Consider the following 15,966-nt stretch of genomic DNA (forward strand, 5'->3'; position numbering starts at 1 on the left):
CGGAGAGAGAAGATGCCGCGCCAGGAATCGACGCCCCTTCCCAGCGCTCAGACACTCTGCATGTCACCCTTCACCCAGTTGCCGAAGAACTCGAATTCGTCAGAGCCGAGATAATGCACCCCCGCATGATGGATGCAGTAGAACTCGCCGTCCTCGGCCACGACAAAGATCCCGGCGTCAGGGAGGTCGTACCCGATCCGGAAAAGATGCTTCCCCAACTCTCGTGACAGATCGGCGATTTCTCCGAAATCACCCTCATAGCCGCCGGTCGGATTGGTTATCAACTTGCTCTCGGGGTCACTTGGGTGGGTCAGGTTGAGCAACCCATAGGTAGTAATGAATCTCACGGCCGCATCAAAGGGGATTGCCAAGAATCCCTCCTCTTCGGACTCGGCAACCACCTCGGAAACAAACTCGCGAGCCTCCTCCTCAATGTCCCTGTCCGGGCTCCAGCCATTCCTGGTGAGCCACTGCAGGACCTCATCCCGCGACATTGGTACAGGCACGGCAACCCCTATCGATCAACCATGGGCGGATGTGCCAGGCGCTGGCAGCATGTCGAGCATGACCTTGCCAGTGTCGGCGATGGCATCCTTGCCCCGGGTGCGGCCGCGGTGGTTCTTGGCTCCGCCGATCTTGCCGCCGGCCTTGTTGCGGAACGTCCCGTCCGCGCTCTCCAGTCCAGCGGGGCTTGGGGAAACGGGTGCCGGGGAGTGCGGTGTGCTCGGCGGGAAGGCGCGGCGCGGGAAGGTAAAGCCGTCGCCGATGCTCAGGTGAGGCAGGCGGGTTCGGGCGTACATTCGGCAGATGGGTCTGACGATGCGCGTGGTCGAGTTCGAGTGCACAGATCCGCTCAGGCTGGGTGAGTTCTGGAGTGCGGTCCTGGATGCCCCCGTCGGGCCCGGGACGGACGGGGTGAACATCGCTCCGCGCGGTGAGCAGGAGATGCGGCTCTACCTGGTGGAGGAACGAGCACCAGGGCGGCCGCGAAGCCGGACGCGCCTGTGGCTGAACCCCGCCCAAGGAGCGCTGCGCGCAGAGGTCGACCGGCTCACCTGCCTGGGAGCTCGGGTCGTCGAGAGGCGCTGGACGAACCGCAGTTGCGGCCTGGAGGTGGTGGTGCTGGCCGACCCTGAGGGCAACGAATTCTGCGTCGAGTCCAGCGACCACGAGGTCGCTGAGGCCGTGCGACGCTTCGAGGACCCCGACGACGATCTCGACGGGATGGGGCCGGAACCCGGGTCCACTGGCTTTGCCGGTGTCGAAATCCCGTAGACACCTGGCGGTGCCGGGCCCGCAAGCTGCCGGCCCGGCACCGCGGTCGGTCAGCCGCAGAGGAGCGCAACTGCCGGACCGTGCAGGCTCTTGGGGCGTATCCGTCCACGCCGCTCGGTCCGCATGACGGACTCGGTGGAGAGCGCTCGCTGGTGCACCTGGAGATGCTGGTCCGCCGCCATTTCGCGGCAGAGGCAATGGTGTTCGCTTGTCTTGTGGAGCAGCTGCGCTGCGGTGATGTCGCCGTGATCGGCGCCGAGGACCACGGTGCCTGGACCCTCATGCGCCTGCCCGGGAGGCAGTGCGATCCCAAGCTCGCGGGCTTCTGCGAGCAGGTCGGCTTCCCGGCCACCGCAAGTGAGTTCACCGCGCGCCAGCGCGGCAGGCAGCCAGCTGAGAGCCCAGGTAAAAGCCCAGGTCAGAACCGGCTCCGCGGGAGTTTCAGCCGCACGCGGCGGCAACGGGCACGGAGTTCGCCCGTTCGGCTGAGGTGCGGGGGCGAGGTCTGGTTCAATTCGACCGACGAGGCAGCGGTGTCCCTCTGGGGGGTGATGTGGCGTGGTCGCGCCGGGTGGACCGAGCGAGCCGAAGGACGCCCCGTCGGTCTCCCGCCGACTCCAGTCGCTGCGGGCACTCGCCGAGCATCCCCGTACGCCGCGCGCGGAGCGCGAGTTGGCGGCGGCGCTGGCGGCCGCGCTCATGGAGCGGTACGGACTGGGAGCGCCCGAGCGGCGGGACGGGACCGCGCGGGACGGGATCATCGTGGTCCGGATGGAGCCGGACAAGACGGTGGAGGTCCTGGTGCTGGACCCGGACGCCGAGCGGGCCACCCGACAGATCGCCGGCATCATGGGCCGGGACGGCGGCGCGCCCGCGAGCTGGAACGTCCATCGGCTGAACGCACAGGGGCTGAACCCGGGGATCGCGGTGTGGCGCAAGGCCGGCGCGCTCGCCCAGCAGCGGGCCGTGAACTTCATGGCCAGCAACATCACCCGCCGCGGCGGCGACCTCGGCGGATTGGGGAGCATCGGCGGGACGGCCGTCGTCACCGGGTACGACACCGCAACCGGCGCGCTCGCCTCCACCCCGCTGGAGAGCCTGGAACACCTCCTGGAGATGGAGGCATACCGCGACGCCGCCGCCCAACTGCGCGCCTGGCGTACCGAACGCGGCATCACCACCCGCCCCACGGCGACGCGCCCGCGCCCCACCGCGCTGCGGGTGCTGAGCGTCGAGGAAGTCGGCAGGCTCACGCCGTGCGCGCCCTGGGAAGCCAGGCTCCAGGCGGAGATCTGGGGCGAGGGCGACCGCCTGCCGCACGTGCGCCGCCCGCGAGTGGGAGTGGACCGGCCTCCCCACCCTGGACACCCTCGCGGAGCTCGCCGGCGCCTACTCGCTGGAACCGGTGTTCCCGCCCGCCGCCCTCCACGTCAGCGCCGGTACGTACCAGGCGCGGCCCCGCCCGCGAGAGAAACGAGAAGAGATCGTATGACCGCACATGTCCCGCCCGCAGGCGCCGACACCACCGCCGATCTCGCCTCCGGCGCCCTCGCCCGGGCCCGCGCGGCCGGTGACCGCAGGGCCGAGGCACGGGCGCTGTGCGACCTGGGAGCGGCGCTGACCCGGGCCGGCCGGGCGAGCGAGGGCCGGTACCTGTGCCGCCGCGCCGCGGGCCTGGCCGCCGAGGTCGGCGACCGGCCGGCCGAGGAGGCGGCGTTCGGCGCGCTCGGCCACAACCTCGCCGAGCTCGACGCGCTCGGGGAACGGTGGCGGGCCGTGCTGCTGGAGGGCGGGGACGAGACCGGCTTCTTCGCCAGCCCCGCCGCCGCGCGGTCCGACGCCTCCTACGCCACGGGCGGGCGCCCGGACGACGCCCCCGCCAGGCTCACCGGCGTCCCCGTCGTCGAACTCGCCTGCGGCTTCGTCGCGGTGAAATTCCTCGGGCCGTTCGTGGAGAGCTTCGCCGGCAAGCTCGGCGAGCGGCTCGGCGAGTCGACGGTCACCGCCACGGGCCGGCTGCGGCTGCTGTGGCACCGCCGCAGCGGCCGCCGGGACCTGGACGTCCTCACGCCCGGCGAGCGTACGACGCTGGTCCTCCCGGACGACTTCGACGACGCCGCGCGCCTCGCCGCCATCGACCTCGACCTCGGCGCGGACGGCGTACGCGGCGCGGAACTGCACTGGGACGCCGACGCCGGCACCTGGAGCCCGGTGAACACCTGACCACGACGCCAACGAAGACGGGGGCACGGATGCGTGAGCAAGCGGTGTGCGACACCTGTGGCACGACGACCCGGCGGTCCAGCGGCTATCACCTGCCGACCAAGCACGTGGTGGTGTCGGAGGCGTACTGGCGCAGCTCCTTCCGGGCGGCGGTCGGCCTGGTGCGCGCCCTCGACTGGGACGAGCGCGCCCAGGCCGGCGCCTTCGACCGGCTGATCAGCCAGTCCGCGAGCAGCGCCACACCCTGGCTGGTCTGCGAGGAGTGCAGCGAGTGGTTCGTCTTCGACCGCGCCGCCGCCCGCGAGCACGCGCGACGCGGCAGCGTCCCCGAGGGCTCGGGCGCGGTCGATCCCGCGGGCTTCGCGCCCTTCGCCGCCGCCGCGTGGGAGTACGTCGTCGGTCGCTGGCCGGCCAGCGTCCAGCAGCCGACGGTCGGCGACACGTGCGACCTGTGCGCGAAGAAGATCTACCAAGGCGAGCTGGTCGGCCGGATCGGGGCCGGGACGGCGGAGGCGTACCTGGCGTCCGGTGTCCTGGAGACTCCGCCGCTGAGCCCGCCCCGCCCGGACCAGCAGGGCTGGCTGGCGTGCTGGGTCTGTGTGAGCCGCCTCCAGACGAGGGCCGGGCGGGCGCGGGGCGGCCGGTGAGCTCCGAACTGGCCCGCGCGAAGGCGCTGTTCGAGCAGGGCAGGGACCTCTTCCTGCGCGGGCGGTACCAGGACGCCGTACGACTGCTCGCCGCCGCCGCGGAGTTGGCCCCGACCGCGGTGGGCTGCCAGTTCATGCTGGGCGCCGGCAGGTGGAACAGCGGCGACACCGCGGGCGCCCTGTATCCGCTGGCGCTGTGCGTGTACCTCGACTCCGAGCACGCCAGCGGCCGGTTCGCCCTCGGGGTGGCGCTGCGCGAGCTCGGCCAGCCCGAGCAGGGGGCCGTCCATGTCGCGTACGCGGCCTACCGGGGGAACCGGCAAGCCGCCGCGCACTTACGGGAGTTGGCTTTGGCGCACTGCCCGGACTGCGGCAGCCCCGTCACATCGGGGGCGGCCCGCTGCGACGGCTGCGCGGGCATTCCGCGGGAGATCTCAGCGCCGCGCCCGCGCACCTGGTCGTGGTCCCACCTGCGCTCCGACGACGCCCGCTCGCGGTGGACACTGCCGTACGAGCATCTGGCCGACCTCGGCCGCGGCCACCTCACCCGTTACGCGGGCCACGGCGACCCCCGCGACATCGACGACGCCCTCGCATACCTGGAGTTGGCCGCGGCCACCGCCTCCGCCGCCGACCGCCCCGACCGCCTCACCGAACTCGGCAGCGCCTACCGCCGGCGCTTCGCCTGCCACGGGCTGCCCGCGGACCTGGACCACGCGATCGACTGCCACGAACAGGCCCTGGACCAGGTCGCCGCCGACACCCCCGAGCAGGTGATCGTCCTCGCCAATCTCGGCGTCGCCTACGGGGCCCGCCACGAGTCCTCCGCGGCCGCCGCCGACCTGGATCGGGCCATCGGCTTCCTCGAACGGGCGATGGCGGCCCCCACCGAGGATCCGGACGAGCAGCTGTCCGCGATGGCCAGCGTCGGCGTCTTCTACCAGCGCCGCCACCGGGCGGGCGGCGACGAGGCCGATCTCGATCGTTCGATCGCACTCCAGAACGCCGTCGTCGAGGCGTCCCCGCCCGACCATCCCCGATACGCCGGCCGGACGGCCAACCTCACGGTGGCCTACCTGAACCGCTACGAACGCCATCGTCGCCTCCCCGACCTGGAACGGGCCCTGCTCCTCGCCGACCGCGCGGTGGCGGCGACGCCGCGCGACAGCCCGGCCCTGCCGATCCGGCTGGCCATCCGGGGCAGCACCTGGTTGCAGCTCCATCTGGCGGACCTGCCGGGCGATTCGGGCGGCACGCGCGACCGGCCACTGGACCGCGCGCTCGACGACCTGCGGCGGGCGCTGGACGCCGTGCCCGATGGTCAACCGCACCTGGCCGACGTCCTCGCCGAGCTGGTCAGGGCGCATCTCGTCCCCGGCGCGCGGCACCTGGCGCCCGACCGACGGACGATGGAGGCATGGGAGGCGCGGCTCAAGGCGGCGCGCGGGGCCACGCCGAGCAGGCGGGCGGTGGCCGGGCGGAATCTGGGCGTACTCGCCAACGTCCTGGGCGCGTACGACCTGGCCGCCCGCGTGCTGGACGCCGCCATCGCGCTGACGCCCGCCGTACCGCTGCGCGGCACCGACTGGACCGACCAGGAGCGGCGGTTCGGCGAGCCCCGGGGCCTGGCCAGTCAGGCGTTCGCCGCGCACTGCGCCCGCGGGGAACCGCTCCAGGCGGTCCAGCAGGCGGAGCTGGGCCGCGGCATTCAGCTGGCGACCGTACTCGACGCCCATGACGACCTCGCCGACCTGGAAAGCGAACTGCCGGAGCTGGCCCGGCCGTTCCGCCAGGTACGCAAGGAGCTCGCCGCGGGGTCTGCGGCCGAGGCCGTGCTGTGGGAACGGTACGGGCAGCTGGTCGCCCGGATCCGCGAGCACCCCCGGTTCACCCGTTTCCTCATGACGCCCCGCGTCGAGGAGCTGCGGCAGGCTGCGGGCGGCGGCACGGTCGTCGTCGTCAACTCCGCACGGAACAGGGCCGACGCGATCCTGATCGGCCACGACGGCGACCTCAAACAGGTGCCGCTGCCGGACCTCACCGCCGATCACGTGGAGGCCCAGTCCGAGGCCGTGGTCGGCTCCGCGCATGCCGGGCTGGCGGACCGGCTCGGCTGGCTGTGGGACACGGTCGTCGGGCCGGTCGCGGAGGCGCTGCCCCCGGGTGCGGGGCCGCGCCGGGTCTGGTGGCTGCCCATCGGGCTGCTCGGGATGTTCCCGCTGCACGCCGCCGGTCACCCCGGCCGGCCCGGCGCCCTGGACTCGTTCGTGTCCTCGTACACCCCTACGCTGCGGATCCTCGCGCACGCCCACGGCCACCCCGCGGCGGTGGCCCGGCGGCAGCTGACCGTCGCCCTACCGAGCACGCCCGGCCTGCCCGGGCTGCCCGGCGCCCTCACCGAAGCCCTCGACCTGCACCGCCGCCATCCCGACCAGCCGCCGCTGCTCAACGAGGACGCCACCACGAGCCAGGTCGCCGCCGCGCTGTCCACCGCCACCTGGGCGCACTTCGCGTGCCACGCGCTCGCCGACCACGCCGCACCCTCGCACAGCGGGCTGTGCCTGAGTGACGGCATGCTCACCATCCCGGAGATCAGCCGGCTCGCCGTGGCCGATGCGCAGCTCGCCTACTTGTCGGCATGCTCCACCGGCCACCGCAGCCTGGAGCACGTGGACGAGTCGCTGAACCTCGCCTCCGCCTTCCAGCTCGCCGGCTTCCGGCACGTCATCGCGAGCCTGTGGCCGCTGGCCGACGCCTTCGGCGCGGTGGCGGCCCGCACCTTCTACGCCGAACTGTCCGGCACCGCCGACGACGCCCCCGGGGCGCTGCACCGTACGACGCTCGCCATGCGCGACCGTTACCAGGGCCGGCCCGACCTGTGGGCCTCGCTCATCCACAGCGGCCCGTAACCCGACGCGTGGCGCGGGCCGGCCCAGGAGGCACGGTGACTTCGCCCATGTCGCAGGGTGGCGAGAAAGCCTCAGCGGGCGGTACTCGGGGCTTGCGTGCGGACGCTGAGCGTAACCGTGCCCGGGTGCTGAGCGCGGCGCGCCAGGTGTTCCTGGAATCGGGCACCGCCGCTCCGCTGGATGAGATTGCCCGCCGTGCCGGGGTGCACATCGCCACCTTGTACCGGCGTTTCCCGGATCGGGGGGGCGCTGATCCGCCAGGTCGTCCTCGACGGATTCCGGCGCGTCCTGGAGACCGCGCAAGTGGCCTGCCGCGCCGCGCAGTCGAACCCCCAACGGGACTGCGGCAGGCTGGCCGTGACGGCTTGGTGTCGGCGAGGGTGCCGACGGTCATCGCGGCGGCCGTCGAGCGTGCGGCGCAGCAGTGCTGCCGTGGTCCCGGCGTCCACGCGTTCGGCGTCGTCCTCGCTGATGCGGGCTCGTTCTTCCGCGCCACGTCAGGCGAAAGAAACCCTCGGGCACCGGGCACCGGGCGCAGGAGCCAGGTCTGCCCGTCCTCATGGTGCGTGACACGATTGCCGGAACTCATGCGCCTGGTTTCCTGGAACCAAGTGATCACTCGTCGTTTCGGTCGCCCTCAGCCCATCAGCTCGGGCGTGAAGTAGTCACGCAGGCGAGCGATCTTCCCGTCGCGGACGCGGAAGATCTGTACCAGAGAGACGGTCACGTCATCCCCGTCCCCCTCCCCGTCGAAGACGACGTCGATTTCGACGATGAAGACGTCGGGGTCGGAGGTGGTGTGCAGCACGTATGCGGACTTCTCAGGGTTCGGCGAGCGGTTGCCCTTCGCCTGCTGCTCGTAGTACGCCGCCATTGCGCTGCGGATCTCCTCGCGACCTACCAGCCTCCTGGGGAAGGTGGCGCCGGCCGGCATGAGCGGCGCCTCGAAGACACCGTCCGCGGTGAAGTTCTCAGCGAGGGCGTCGGCGTTGCGGGTCATGGTGCCGGCGTAGACACAACTCTCGAAGATCTCCTGCGGCGTTCGGGACACGGCGGCCTCCCTGGAGTCGGGCACAGGAGACCACACCATCACAGTGACGCTTCCGGGAAGACGGTTTCCGGGAATGATCACGTTCTGCGACATCAACCGGGCCATCTGGAGCCGCGCTCGGTCACCCAGCGCTGACCGGCGACGCGTCAGGCCGAGCCCGACGCATTACGGCAGGCCACCAGCAGCGACCAGGGCGTCGAACCCCGTCGAATGCCGTCGAACAGCCGACAGCTCGCACGATCGACACATCGACGACCCTCCCGGGCTGCCTCTTCCGCCACCGCCCGGTAGCTTCTGAGCAACCGTCCCTCTCTCTTCGGGGGTTGCCGTGGCCGTCGTACGTGTCGGTGTCGCGCTCTGTGCCGTCCTGTTCGCCCTGCCCCCGGACGGCAGCGGTCCGCCCCTTCCGGACCGGCTGGCCGACACCGGCGGGGGCAGCCAGCTCATCACCGCCGTCGCACCCCGCACCGGCGCCACGACGGGGACGCTGACCTGGTGGGACCGCCGGGGCGGCAAGTGGGTCGTGGCCGGCAGCGCGCCCGCCCGCTTCGGGGCGAAGGGCCTCGTCGAAGGCGGCAAGCGCAGACAGGGCACCAACACCACCCCCACCGGCCTGTACGACCTTCCCTACAGCTTCGGGATCACGGCCGCGCCCAGCGGGACCTCGACGCCGTACCGCCGGGTGAACCGGAACTCCTGGTGGTGCGAGGACGATCGCTCACGCGCCTACAACCGCTGGGCCGAGCCGCTGCCCGCCGACTGCCGCGCCACCGAGTCCGAGCACCTCGCCGACTACGGCACCCAGTACGCGCACGCGCTCGTCATCGGCTTCAACTACAAGAAGCCGGTACACGGCCGGGGCGCGGGCATCTTTCTGCACGTCAATGGGCTGGCGGCGACGGCGGGTTGTGTCTCCGCGCCCGCGGACGCCGTGCGCCGGATCCTGGCCTGGGCCAAGCCCCGGCAGCGGCCGCACATCGCCATCGGGACCACCTCCGGACCCACCGCGATCACTCGTTACTAGAACGAGGACTCCGAAGGGTCAGCCCGGTGGCGGCGTCGAGCGTGCGGCGCGGCACGGCTCACCTTCCTCCTCGTCGTGGTTTCCGGTTGGTCGTTCGGCGCCGCCGCGCGTCCGAGGACACCTCCGGGTGCGGGAACGCCCGCCGGCCGATGCGCTCGGTCACCCGCCGCGGACAGGTTGCCGTGCCTGCAGACAGGTTGCCGTGCCTGCGGGCAGGTTCCGATGGTTTCCGTGGTGCCCCTTTGCTCGTTGTTCATGGCGGGGGTGGCCTTCGCCGACCACATCAAGCTCCGGAGGAGCAGGACCATGACCACACTCACCGCCATGCCCACTCCGCCGGACCGGGAAGCCGCGCAGCGCGCCCGGGTCGGCCGGATGCTCGTCGCCCCCGATTCGATCCCGGAGACGGCTGCCACCCTCCTGCCGGAGGACCTGTCCGGCCCGCTCGCCGTTGTCTACGTCTCGGTGCTGGCGGTGTACGCCTCCGGGCAGCCGGTCGACTCGATCACTGTGGGCGTGCACCTGCACTGCCGGGGACGGTTCGCCGAAGTAGGCGGGAGCACATACCTCACGGCGCTCGCCCAAGCCGGGACGGGCACAGTCTCGTTGGCGGCGTTGCCCGCGTTCCATCGGCCAGCGGACGTGGTGCCCATGCGCACGCCCACAGCCTGCCGCACTTCACCGCCGTCCAAGGAACTGCTGTGGGACAAGGTGATCGCCGAGTTCACCAGCGCGGCACTCTCGACGACGAGCACCGCCTCGACCTCGTACATGCCGGCGACGTAGGCGACGTCCGTTCGCTCCCTGCCCCGTGGGCCGGGGGCGAACACTCCCCCGCCCGCTCGCGCGCTGCCCGCTCAGCGAGCCTCACGTGTCGTCTTCGTCGTCCGGGGTGGCCTCCCCCGCATAGTGGAGGTTGAGGACGTGGCCGCCTCACGCCATCCCGATGCCGCCGCCCGGCGGACGGCTTCAGGACCACTCCCGTGCTGGGTTACACGGAGCAGCGAGGACTTCGGGGCCGGCCGTCGGCTATCCCATGGCCGCGCGTGCCGCGTCGAGAAACGTCAGCCGGTTGTCCTCCAGGTAGTCCCGCACGCTCTCACCGTCGGGCAAGCCTTCCCACACGGTCCGGTTGAGGTCGAGGAAGTACGCACGTGCCGCGTCATGCACAGGTAGGGGGAACTGGATGCGGATGAGCCGCTCCGCGACCCACAGTCGGTTCATGACGTCCTGGGTCTTGAGGTACCAGGCGTGAGTGTCGTCGAACTCGGGAGGCCGGCTGAACGCGGAGCGTTCCGCCTCGCCGATCCGGAGCCGGTACGCCCGATAGCCGGGCAAGAGACGCGTCAGACGTGTCAGACGTGTCCGATCGGGACCGTCTCGTCGTGCTCCGGAGTTCCTTGGCCTCTGCGCTGTGACGACCGGTCAGGCCGCCGGGCGGATCAGGCCGCCGGCCTTCTGCCGAAGTGCCGCTTCCAGTCGGTCGCGGGTCTCGGTCTGGGCGGCGATCCGCTCGTTGAGGACTGCCAGCCGTTCCCATGCAACCCGCAGACCCTTGTCCGACGGCGGTGCGGCGGCCACATCGCCGTCCAGGCACGGCAGGAACACGCGCACATCGTCCAGGGTGAGTCCGGCGGCCAGCAGATAGCGGATGTTGCGCACCCGCACCGCCGCCCCCTCCTCGTAGACGCGGTAGCCGTTCGACGCCCGCTCGGAGGAGATCAACCCCGCCTGCTCGTAGTGCCGTAGCGCACGCGCGGTCGTCCCAGTCACCTTGGCCAGCTCGCCGATCTGCACCCGCCCCACCTCCTGGGCCACTCCTATCACGCCACGACCGCTCCACCGTCGACCGGGAGTACGACTCCGGTGACGAACGATGCCGCCGGACCGGCAAGCCGGGTGATCGCCCAGGCCACCTCCTCGGGGCGGCCGATCCGGCCCAGCGGAGTGTGCGCCAGCTGCCACTCCCGCACTGCGGCCATGCGCTCCGGCGTCAGGCCCTGATGATCGCCGATGGGGGTGTCGATCGCGCCCGGGGCGACGGCCACGACCCGGATCCCGCGGGGTGCCAGCTCGACCGCCCAGCTGCGGGTCAGCAGTTCCAAGGCTGTCTTGGTCGCGGCGTAGACCGAGCTGCCGGGCCAGGCCCGCTGCCCCACCGACGTACTGACGTTGACGATCACGCCGTGCGCCGTCTCCAGGAGCGGTAGCGCGGCTTGGGCCAGCAGGATGGGGGCGACGAGATTGGTGGCGAGCTGAGGCGCGATGCTCTCCGGCGTCAGCGTGCCGAGGGCGCCGCTGCGCACGATGCCGGCGTTGTTGACCAGCACGTCCAGTCGGCCATGTGTCTCCAGTACGGCTTGGATGATGCGCTCGGGCCCGCTCTCGGCGGTGATATCGGCGGCCAGGGGCGTGATCCGGTGGTGCCCGGAAGCGGTCTCCTTGAGCGGTGCGATGCGCCGTCCGATCGCGATCACTTGGGCGCCCTCCGCGGCGAAGGCGCGGGCGGTGGCCCGGCCGATCCCGGTGCCGGCCCCGGTGATGGCGACGACCCTGCTGCTCTGTGGTGCGGTGCTGTTCATGCCGGCCATCGTTCAACCCTGCCGCCAGCGGCAAGGTCAAGCGGCCGTCCTCCTGCGACCAGCGGTCAACGGTTCGCCGGCTGCCTCGATGACTCCGTAGTGGTTGACGTCGAAGACCGACGTCCGGGCCGCGACCGGGCACTTCCGGCCGACAGCGCGGCCCGACGCGGCTCGGCTTCGCCCTGACGCTGAAGCTCGTCGAGCAGGAAGCTCCGGTCGCCGGTGTGAAGGAAGAACGCCCGCTAGGCGGCGCAGGTTGGGTCAGCCGCAGTCGGGTGTCATCGATCCGACGGGCGCGCCGCTCAGTTCCTTGTCGCCGAAGCCGTCGATCTCCTGCTCGGAACCGGCGAAGTGTGCCTTGTCGTTGAGGCGCACGATGCAGCCGAAGGTGTCGGGGATCGGGTTGCGCGCCGAAAGTGGCTTGATCACCGGGTCGAGCTTGTCGACCTCGGGAAACGTGAAGCCGGTCTTGGTGACCTTGGCGTTGAGCCGGTAGAGGATCTGCCCGGTCTGGTGCGCCCCGCTGAAGAGGCAGAACTCGCCCTTGTGGCAGGCGTTTGACGCCGTGGCGACGTCCACGGCCGAGGCGGTGGGGTTGGCGGATGCCGAGAGGCCGATGACCGTCAGAGCGGCCAGACCGAGGCGTATGGCGCCATACGACACGAGAACTCCTTGAATGGGAAACGAAGGGGCAAACCTGCCGCGGGCCAACCTACCGAAGATCAACTCACGGTCAACGGGCCGTCACGGGATCAAGCCACTGCCGGCCAGTACCAGCAGCAACGGTCGATCGCGCGCCCCGACAGGGGCCTCGCGCCCGCGTCAGCGTCCTGTACTGCCGGTGGCTCGCTGCGCAGGCGCGGACGGCCGGCGTGTCGGTCGTCGCTCCGCGTCCGTGGGAGGACCTGACCGGCCGTGTCGCCGAGGCAATGGGGGTGTAGGCGCTGCCGGCAGGCAGGTTCTCCGCAGCACGGCATGACGATCGAGGTCGCACGACTGAGCGTCATCGCCGCCGACGTCATCGAGCAGAAGGTCAACGCCGTCGCCCTCGGCATCCGCACCGGCACCCACATCGGCATCGCGAGTCCCACGGGTACGGGCTTGCCGGGTCGACCATGCGAAAGGGCCGGTGCTGCGGTCCACCGGCCCTTGGTGATGCGAGGTCGGTCCGGTGTTCACCCGGCCCGCAGCAGCTCGCCCACGTCCTGCCAGTCACGGTCGATTGCCGCCACCCGTTCGTCCCGCCATCTGGAGGGGGGCACCGCACGGTGGTTGCGAAGTTCTCGTACGAGCAGCATGGCCCGGTTCAGGGTGAAGGCGGCGCGGACGGACGGGCATCCGGCGGTCACCAGTGCCTCGATCTGCGGACGGGCTTCCGGGGTGGCGGCCAGGGCGATCCATAGAACCGCCAGGTCGTGCCCCGGGAGGTAGTGTCCCGCGTGCTCCCAGTCGATCACTGTGACCTGTCCGTCGGGCCGGACGACGAAGTTGGTCGGCAGGGGGTCTCCGTGGCCCGGTACGAGGACGTTGCCTGCCTGGTGGAACAGGTCGGTCATGGCCTGGTGTTCCCGCGGGGTGGTCAGGCCCTGGTGGTGGTCTCGGTCCAGACGTGCGAGGTAGTCGAGGGTGCGTGTGAACGCCCCTGCGGGGGGACTCCATCGACCGAGGTCGGTCATGGCCGTCAGCATGGCGGTGACGTGTGCGGAGTCCAGTGCTTGTGGTGGGAACCGGTCGCGGCCCGGGACCGGGCAGTGGCCGCGGACGTGTTCGATGACCAGCACGTGGTGCCGGTTGTCGGCGGCGATGAGGGCGGGAACTGGCACTGGCGGGGGTGCCGCGGCGAAGGTCTGGTAGGCGTCGATCTCCGTGCCGAACTTCTCGGCCCACAGTGGTTCCGGGGTTGTCAGCAGTTTCGCGACGGCCGGTCCGTCCTCGCAATCCCCCGCGATGAGCAGGGACTTGTCGGTTCGGGAGAGCAATGCCGTGGGGCGGAAGTCCGGTCGTAGTCGGATGACCGGTGCGGCGGCGCCGGTGAGTTCGTCGGGCACGGGGCTCCTTGCTGTTCTCTGCGCGGAGCGGCCCGGTTCCCTGGGCTGGTTTCCGCGCGCGCAGCGGGGCGGTTCCCCGGTGCGTTCATGACAACGCTCTGGCCGTGCCTCCTGGTGCCCGTGACCCGCGATGTGAGGGTTCCGGGAAACCGCGTCCTGGTCCAGGGCCGGAAGAAGTAGCGGCCTTCCTGGCGGCGGCGATGGCAGGAGCAGGCGGCGAGCGGGACCGGGGACGGGCGGCGGAGACGAGCCCCGAGGCGCATCCGCCGATTCAGTACCTGGCTGTGAATCGCCGATACAGGAGCCGACACGGGAAAGGAATCACCGACGAGGGGAACGGATCATGGCCATCGTCAACGAGTGGCAGATGGTGGGCAACATCGCTGCCGGGCTCGGCTTCGGCGCTGCCATCGGCCTGGAGCGGCAATGGCGGGCCCGGATGGCCGGACTGCGGACGAACGCGCTGGTGGCCGCCGGGTCCGCGCTCTTCGTGCTGCTGTCCAACTACGGCTTCGCGCAGGCCACCAGCACCATCGGGTACGACGGCTCGCGGGTCGCGGCCCAAATCGTCTCCGGCATCGGCTTCCTTGGAGCCGGTGTCATCATCCGGGACGGGCTCAGCGTGCGCGGGCTCAACACGGCGGCCACCCTGTGGTGTTCGGCAGCGGTGGGCGCCCTGGCCGGTACGGGGCTGTACGTCCTGGCGGGACTGGGAACGGTTGCCGTGGTGGGCGCCAACCTGCTGCTGCGACCACTGGGCCGGCGCCTGGACCGGGAGCCGCACGGCGGTGCCGAGGTCTCCACCGACTACTACTTCGAGGCAGTATGCACCGAGCCCGAGGAGGCACACATCAGGGCCCTGATCGTCCAAGCCGTCGCCCGGCCCGGCTTCCGGCTGCGCTCGGTGTACAGCCGCGACGCGGAAGAAGGAAAAGTCACCGTCGCCGCGGAACTCACCACCGAGCATCGTGACGACTCCCTCCTCGAAGCGGCCGTCAGCCGACTGTCGTTGGAGCCCGCAGTCTCCGCAGTCAGCTGGACGGTCATCGGCCACCCGGACGAGGACGACATCAACTACCCCGCCGACGAGCCGCCCCACCACCGGTTCCGGAACCCGTTCACCCGGTGGGGCCGTGGGGGAACGCGCCGGCAGTAGCCGGGTAGCAGGAACAAGCCGGCGGGCCGGATCGGCGGATTGCCGCAGAGCTCCGGTTGGGGGACGGACCGGCCGGAACGGGGCCGCTGCCGCGGAACTTGCCCGCAGTACGGGCAGCCGTCCGCCAGAAGGCGGCGGTGTCGACTGCAGGCGAAGGAGAAGCCTGCAGGCCGCACACGCCGGAGCGACCGCGCGGCTGTCCCGCGATCACGGGTATCTGCGGACCGCACTCAACCACGGCGTCACCGTACGGCGCGGCCAGCGCTCCACGCTCCGCGTCAACGCGATCTCGACTCCGGTCGAGCCGTGATCGATCTCAGCGGCCGCAACTCTTCACATCAGCGGCCGTAACTACTCACGCCCGTGCACGTACAGGTCGCGCAGCAACGCGATCTCGGCTCCGTGGTGCATCACCTCGCGATTGACGTGAAGGACGACCGTCGCCAGCGGCCGGTCGGTGAACGGGCCCGCGCTCGGCCCGAGCAGGCGGCCGAGCTCGGCCGTCGTTGCCGCACGCACGCCGGACGACCAGTTGTCGTAGGCCCGGTCGATGTGGTCCAGTGCGGCCGCGGCGGTGCCGGCGTAGACGTAGTCGTCGTAGTCGATCGACGGCCCGCCGAAATACATTTCCGTGCGCTTGGCCAGGACGTGGACGGTGAGGTGCGCCAGCCGCCAGGCGATGGTCGTGACCGGTGCGGGGACAGGGGCGGGGAAGGCGTAGTCGACGGTGAACTGTCCGCCGCCCATCTCGCTTTCGCTGCGGCGCGGGCGCACGGTCCAGCAGTCGGGAACCGGCTCCCAGAAGTACTCCTGGTCGGTCAGCCCCACCAGGCGGGGACGCAGCCGTTCCCGCCAGTGCCAGTCCAGTTGGTCGCCGAGTTCGTGGGCCCAGTCAGTCCTTGCGCGGGGGTCGGGTGCGGGTCTGTCCCGAGCGGGAGTCGTCAGCTCCGCGTCGTGGTCCGACGTCACGCCCGTACCTCCACCATGCGCCTTCTCATCGTGCATGTGCGGCTCCCTGCGGCTCAGTCGACGAGGTAGCGGTGCCATCCCC

The 15,966-nt window shown here is 71.2% G+C and carries 16 protein-coding genes and 1 pseudogene; 8 read left to right on the plus strand and 9 right to left on the minus strand.

Features of this window, described 5'->3' with window-relative positions; genetic code table 11:
- Window positions 1-47: 47 nt before the first annotated feature.
- A complete protein-coding gene (locus JNO44_RS41220) occupies window positions 48-506 on the minus strand; it encodes an SUKH-3 domain-containing protein (protein ID WP_205369054.1) in 459 nt (152 codons plus the stop codon).
- A gap of 15 nt (window positions 507-521) precedes the next feature.
- Complete coding sequence (locus JNO44_RS41225) at window positions 522-800, minus strand: hypothetical protein (protein ID WP_205369055.1); 279 nt, start codon at window positions 798-800, stop codon at window positions 522-524.
- A gap of 7 nt (window positions 801-807) precedes the next feature.
- Between JNO44_RS41225 and JNO44_RS41230 the strand changes: the two genes are divergently transcribed.
- From JNO44_RS41230 to JNO44_RS45400, 5 genes are all read left to right on the plus strand, one after another.
- Window positions 808-1,275, plus strand: a complete 468-nt coding sequence (locus JNO44_RS41230; RefSeq protein ID WP_205369056.1) for a VOC family protein — start codon at window positions 808-810, stop codon at window positions 1,273-1,275.
- A 558-nt stretch (window positions 1,276-1,833) separates the two neighbouring features.
- A complete protein-coding gene (locus JNO44_RS41235) occupies window positions 1,834-3,498 on the plus strand; it encodes a DUF2786 domain-containing protein (RefSeq protein WP_205369057.1) in 1,665 nt (554 codons plus the stop codon).
- A 29-nt stretch (window positions 3,499-3,527) separates the two neighbouring features.
- Window positions 3,528-4,145 (plus strand): hypothetical protein, encoded by a 618-nt coding sequence (locus JNO44_RS41240; RefSeq protein ID WP_205369058.1) that lies wholly within the window; start codon window positions 3,528-3,530, stop codon window positions 4,143-4,145.
- Window positions 4,142-7,054 (plus strand): CHAT domain-containing protein, encoded by a 2,913-nt coding sequence (locus tag JNO44_RS44700; protein WP_205369059.1) that lies wholly within the window; start codon window positions 4,142-4,144, stop codon window positions 7,052-7,054. Before JNO44_RS41240 ends, JNO44_RS44700 begins: the two co-directional genes overlap by 4 nt.
- A gap of 47 nt (window positions 7,055-7,101) precedes the next feature.
- On the plus strand, window positions 7,102-7,719 hold the full coding sequence (locus JNO44_RS45400; protein WP_205371397.1) for a TetR/AcrR family transcriptional regulator: 618 nt from the start codon (window positions 7,102-7,104) through the stop codon (window positions 7,717-7,719).
- On the opposite strand, the gene JNO44_RS41255 is transcribed toward JNO44_RS45400, so the two are convergent.
- Window positions 7,692-8,105, minus strand: a complete 414-nt coding sequence (locus tag JNO44_RS41255) for a nuclear transport factor 2 family protein (protein WP_240167890.1) — start codon at window positions 8,103-8,105, stop codon at window positions 7,692-7,694. The genes JNO44_RS45400 and JNO44_RS41255 overlap by 28 nt on opposite strands.
- A 367-nt stretch (window positions 8,106-8,472) precedes the next feature.
- Between JNO44_RS41255 and JNO44_RS41260 the strand changes: the two genes are divergently transcribed.
- Both JNO44_RS41260 and JNO44_RS41265 read left to right on the plus strand, forming a co-directional pair.
- Window positions 8,473-9,129, plus strand: coding sequence for a L,D-transpeptidase family protein (locus JNO44_RS41260; RefSeq protein ID WP_240168043.1), 657 nt, complete (start codon window positions 8,473-8,475; stop codon window positions 9,127-9,129).
- A 306-nt stretch (window positions 9,130-9,435) separates the two neighbouring features.
- Window positions 9,436-9,915, plus strand: coding sequence for a DnaB-like helicase N-terminal domain-containing protein (locus JNO44_RS41265; protein ID WP_205369061.1), 480 nt, complete (start codon window positions 9,436-9,438; stop codon window positions 9,913-9,915).
- A gap of 243 nt (window positions 9,916-10,158) precedes the next feature.
- Here the strand turns inward: JNO44_RS41265 and JNO44_RS41270 are convergent.
- The 5 genes and pseudogenes from JNO44_RS41270 to JNO44_RS41290 all read right to left on the minus strand — a co-directional run.
- A pseudogene (locus JNO44_RS41270) lies at window positions 10,159-10,431 on the minus strand (hypothetical protein); the annotation flags it as partial.
- A gap of 123 nt (window positions 10,432-10,554) precedes the next feature.
- Entirely contained in the window at window positions 10,555-10,926 is a 372-nt protein-coding gene (locus tag JNO44_RS41275; protein WP_205371401.1) for a MerR family transcriptional regulator, read from the minus strand.
- A gap of 26 nt (window positions 10,927-10,952) precedes the next feature.
- On the minus strand, window positions 10,953-11,720 hold the full coding sequence (locus JNO44_RS41280; protein ID WP_205369062.1) for an SDR family NAD(P)-dependent oxidoreductase: 768 nt from the start codon (window positions 11,718-11,720) through the stop codon (window positions 10,953-10,955).
- 252 nt (window positions 11,721-11,972) lie between these two features.
- Window positions 11,973-12,374, minus strand: coding sequence for a hypothetical protein (locus tag JNO44_RS41285; protein WP_205369063.1), 402 nt, complete (start codon window positions 12,372-12,374; stop codon window positions 11,973-11,975).
- Between the two features lie 512 nt (window positions 12,375-12,886).
- Window positions 12,887-13,759, minus strand: a complete 873-nt coding sequence (locus JNO44_RS41290) for a phosphotransferase family protein (RefSeq protein ID WP_205369064.1) — start codon at window positions 13,757-13,759, stop codon at window positions 12,887-12,889.
- A gap of 343 nt (window positions 13,760-14,102) precedes the next feature.
- Here JNO44_RS41290 and JNO44_RS41295 point away from each other — a divergent pair, with 343 nt between their 5' ends.
- On the plus strand, window positions 14,103-14,915 hold the full coding sequence (locus tag JNO44_RS41295) for an MgtC/SapB family protein (RefSeq protein WP_079182436.1): 813 nt from the start codon (window positions 14,103-14,105) through the stop codon (window positions 14,913-14,915).
- A gap of 351 nt (window positions 14,916-15,266) precedes the next feature.
- Here JNO44_RS41295 and JNO44_RS41300 read toward each other — a convergent pair whose 3' ends face one another.
- Entirely contained in the window at window positions 15,267-15,920 is a 654-nt protein-coding gene (locus tag JNO44_RS41300; protein WP_205369065.1) for a DinB family protein, read from the minus strand.
- Between the last annotated feature and the right edge of the window lie 46 nt (window positions 15,921-15,966).

The sequence above is a fragment of the Streptomyces noursei genome (genome assembly GCF_016917755.1).
In the GTDB taxonomy this organism is placed as follows: domain Bacteria; phylum Actinomycetota; class Actinomycetes; order Streptomycetales; family Streptomycetaceae; genus Streptomyces; species Streptomyces yunnanensis.

What these genes read in the sequence shown, in the direction of transcription:
- JNO44_RS41225 (WP_205369055.1), bottom strand. Translation starts at nt 800, where the DNA reads ATGTACGCCCGAACCCGCCTGCCTCACCTGAGCATCGGCGACGGCTTT.
- JNO44_RS41230 (WP_205369056.1), top strand. Translation starts at nt 808, where the DNA reads ATGGGTCTGACGATGCGCGTGGTCGAGTTCGAGTGCACAGATCCGCTC.
- JNO44_RS41240 (WP_205369058.1), top strand. Translation starts at nt 3,528, where the DNA reads ATGCGTGAGCAAGCGGTGTGCGACACCTGTGGCACGACGACCCGGCGG.
- JNO44_RS45400 (WP_205371397.1), top strand. Translation starts at nt 7,102, where the DNA reads ATGTCGCAGGGTGGCGAGAAAGCCTCAGCGGGCGGTACTCGGGGCTTG.
- JNO44_RS41265 (WP_205369061.1), top strand. Translation starts at nt 9,436, where the DNA reads ATGACCACACTCACCGCCATGCCCACTCCGCCGGACCGGGAAGCCGCG.
- JNO44_RS41280 (WP_205369062.1), bottom strand. Translation starts at nt 11,720, where the DNA reads ATGGCCGGCATGAACAGCACCGCACCACAGAGCAGCAGGGTCGTCGCC.
- JNO44_RS41295 (WP_079182436.1), top strand. Translation starts at nt 14,103, where the DNA reads ATGGCCATCGTCAACGAGTGGCAGATGGTGGGCAACATCGCTGCCGGG.
- JNO44_RS41300 (WP_205369065.1), bottom strand. Translation starts at nt 15,920, where the DNA reads ATGCACGATGAGAAGGCGCATGGTGGAGGTACGGGCGTGACGTCGGAC.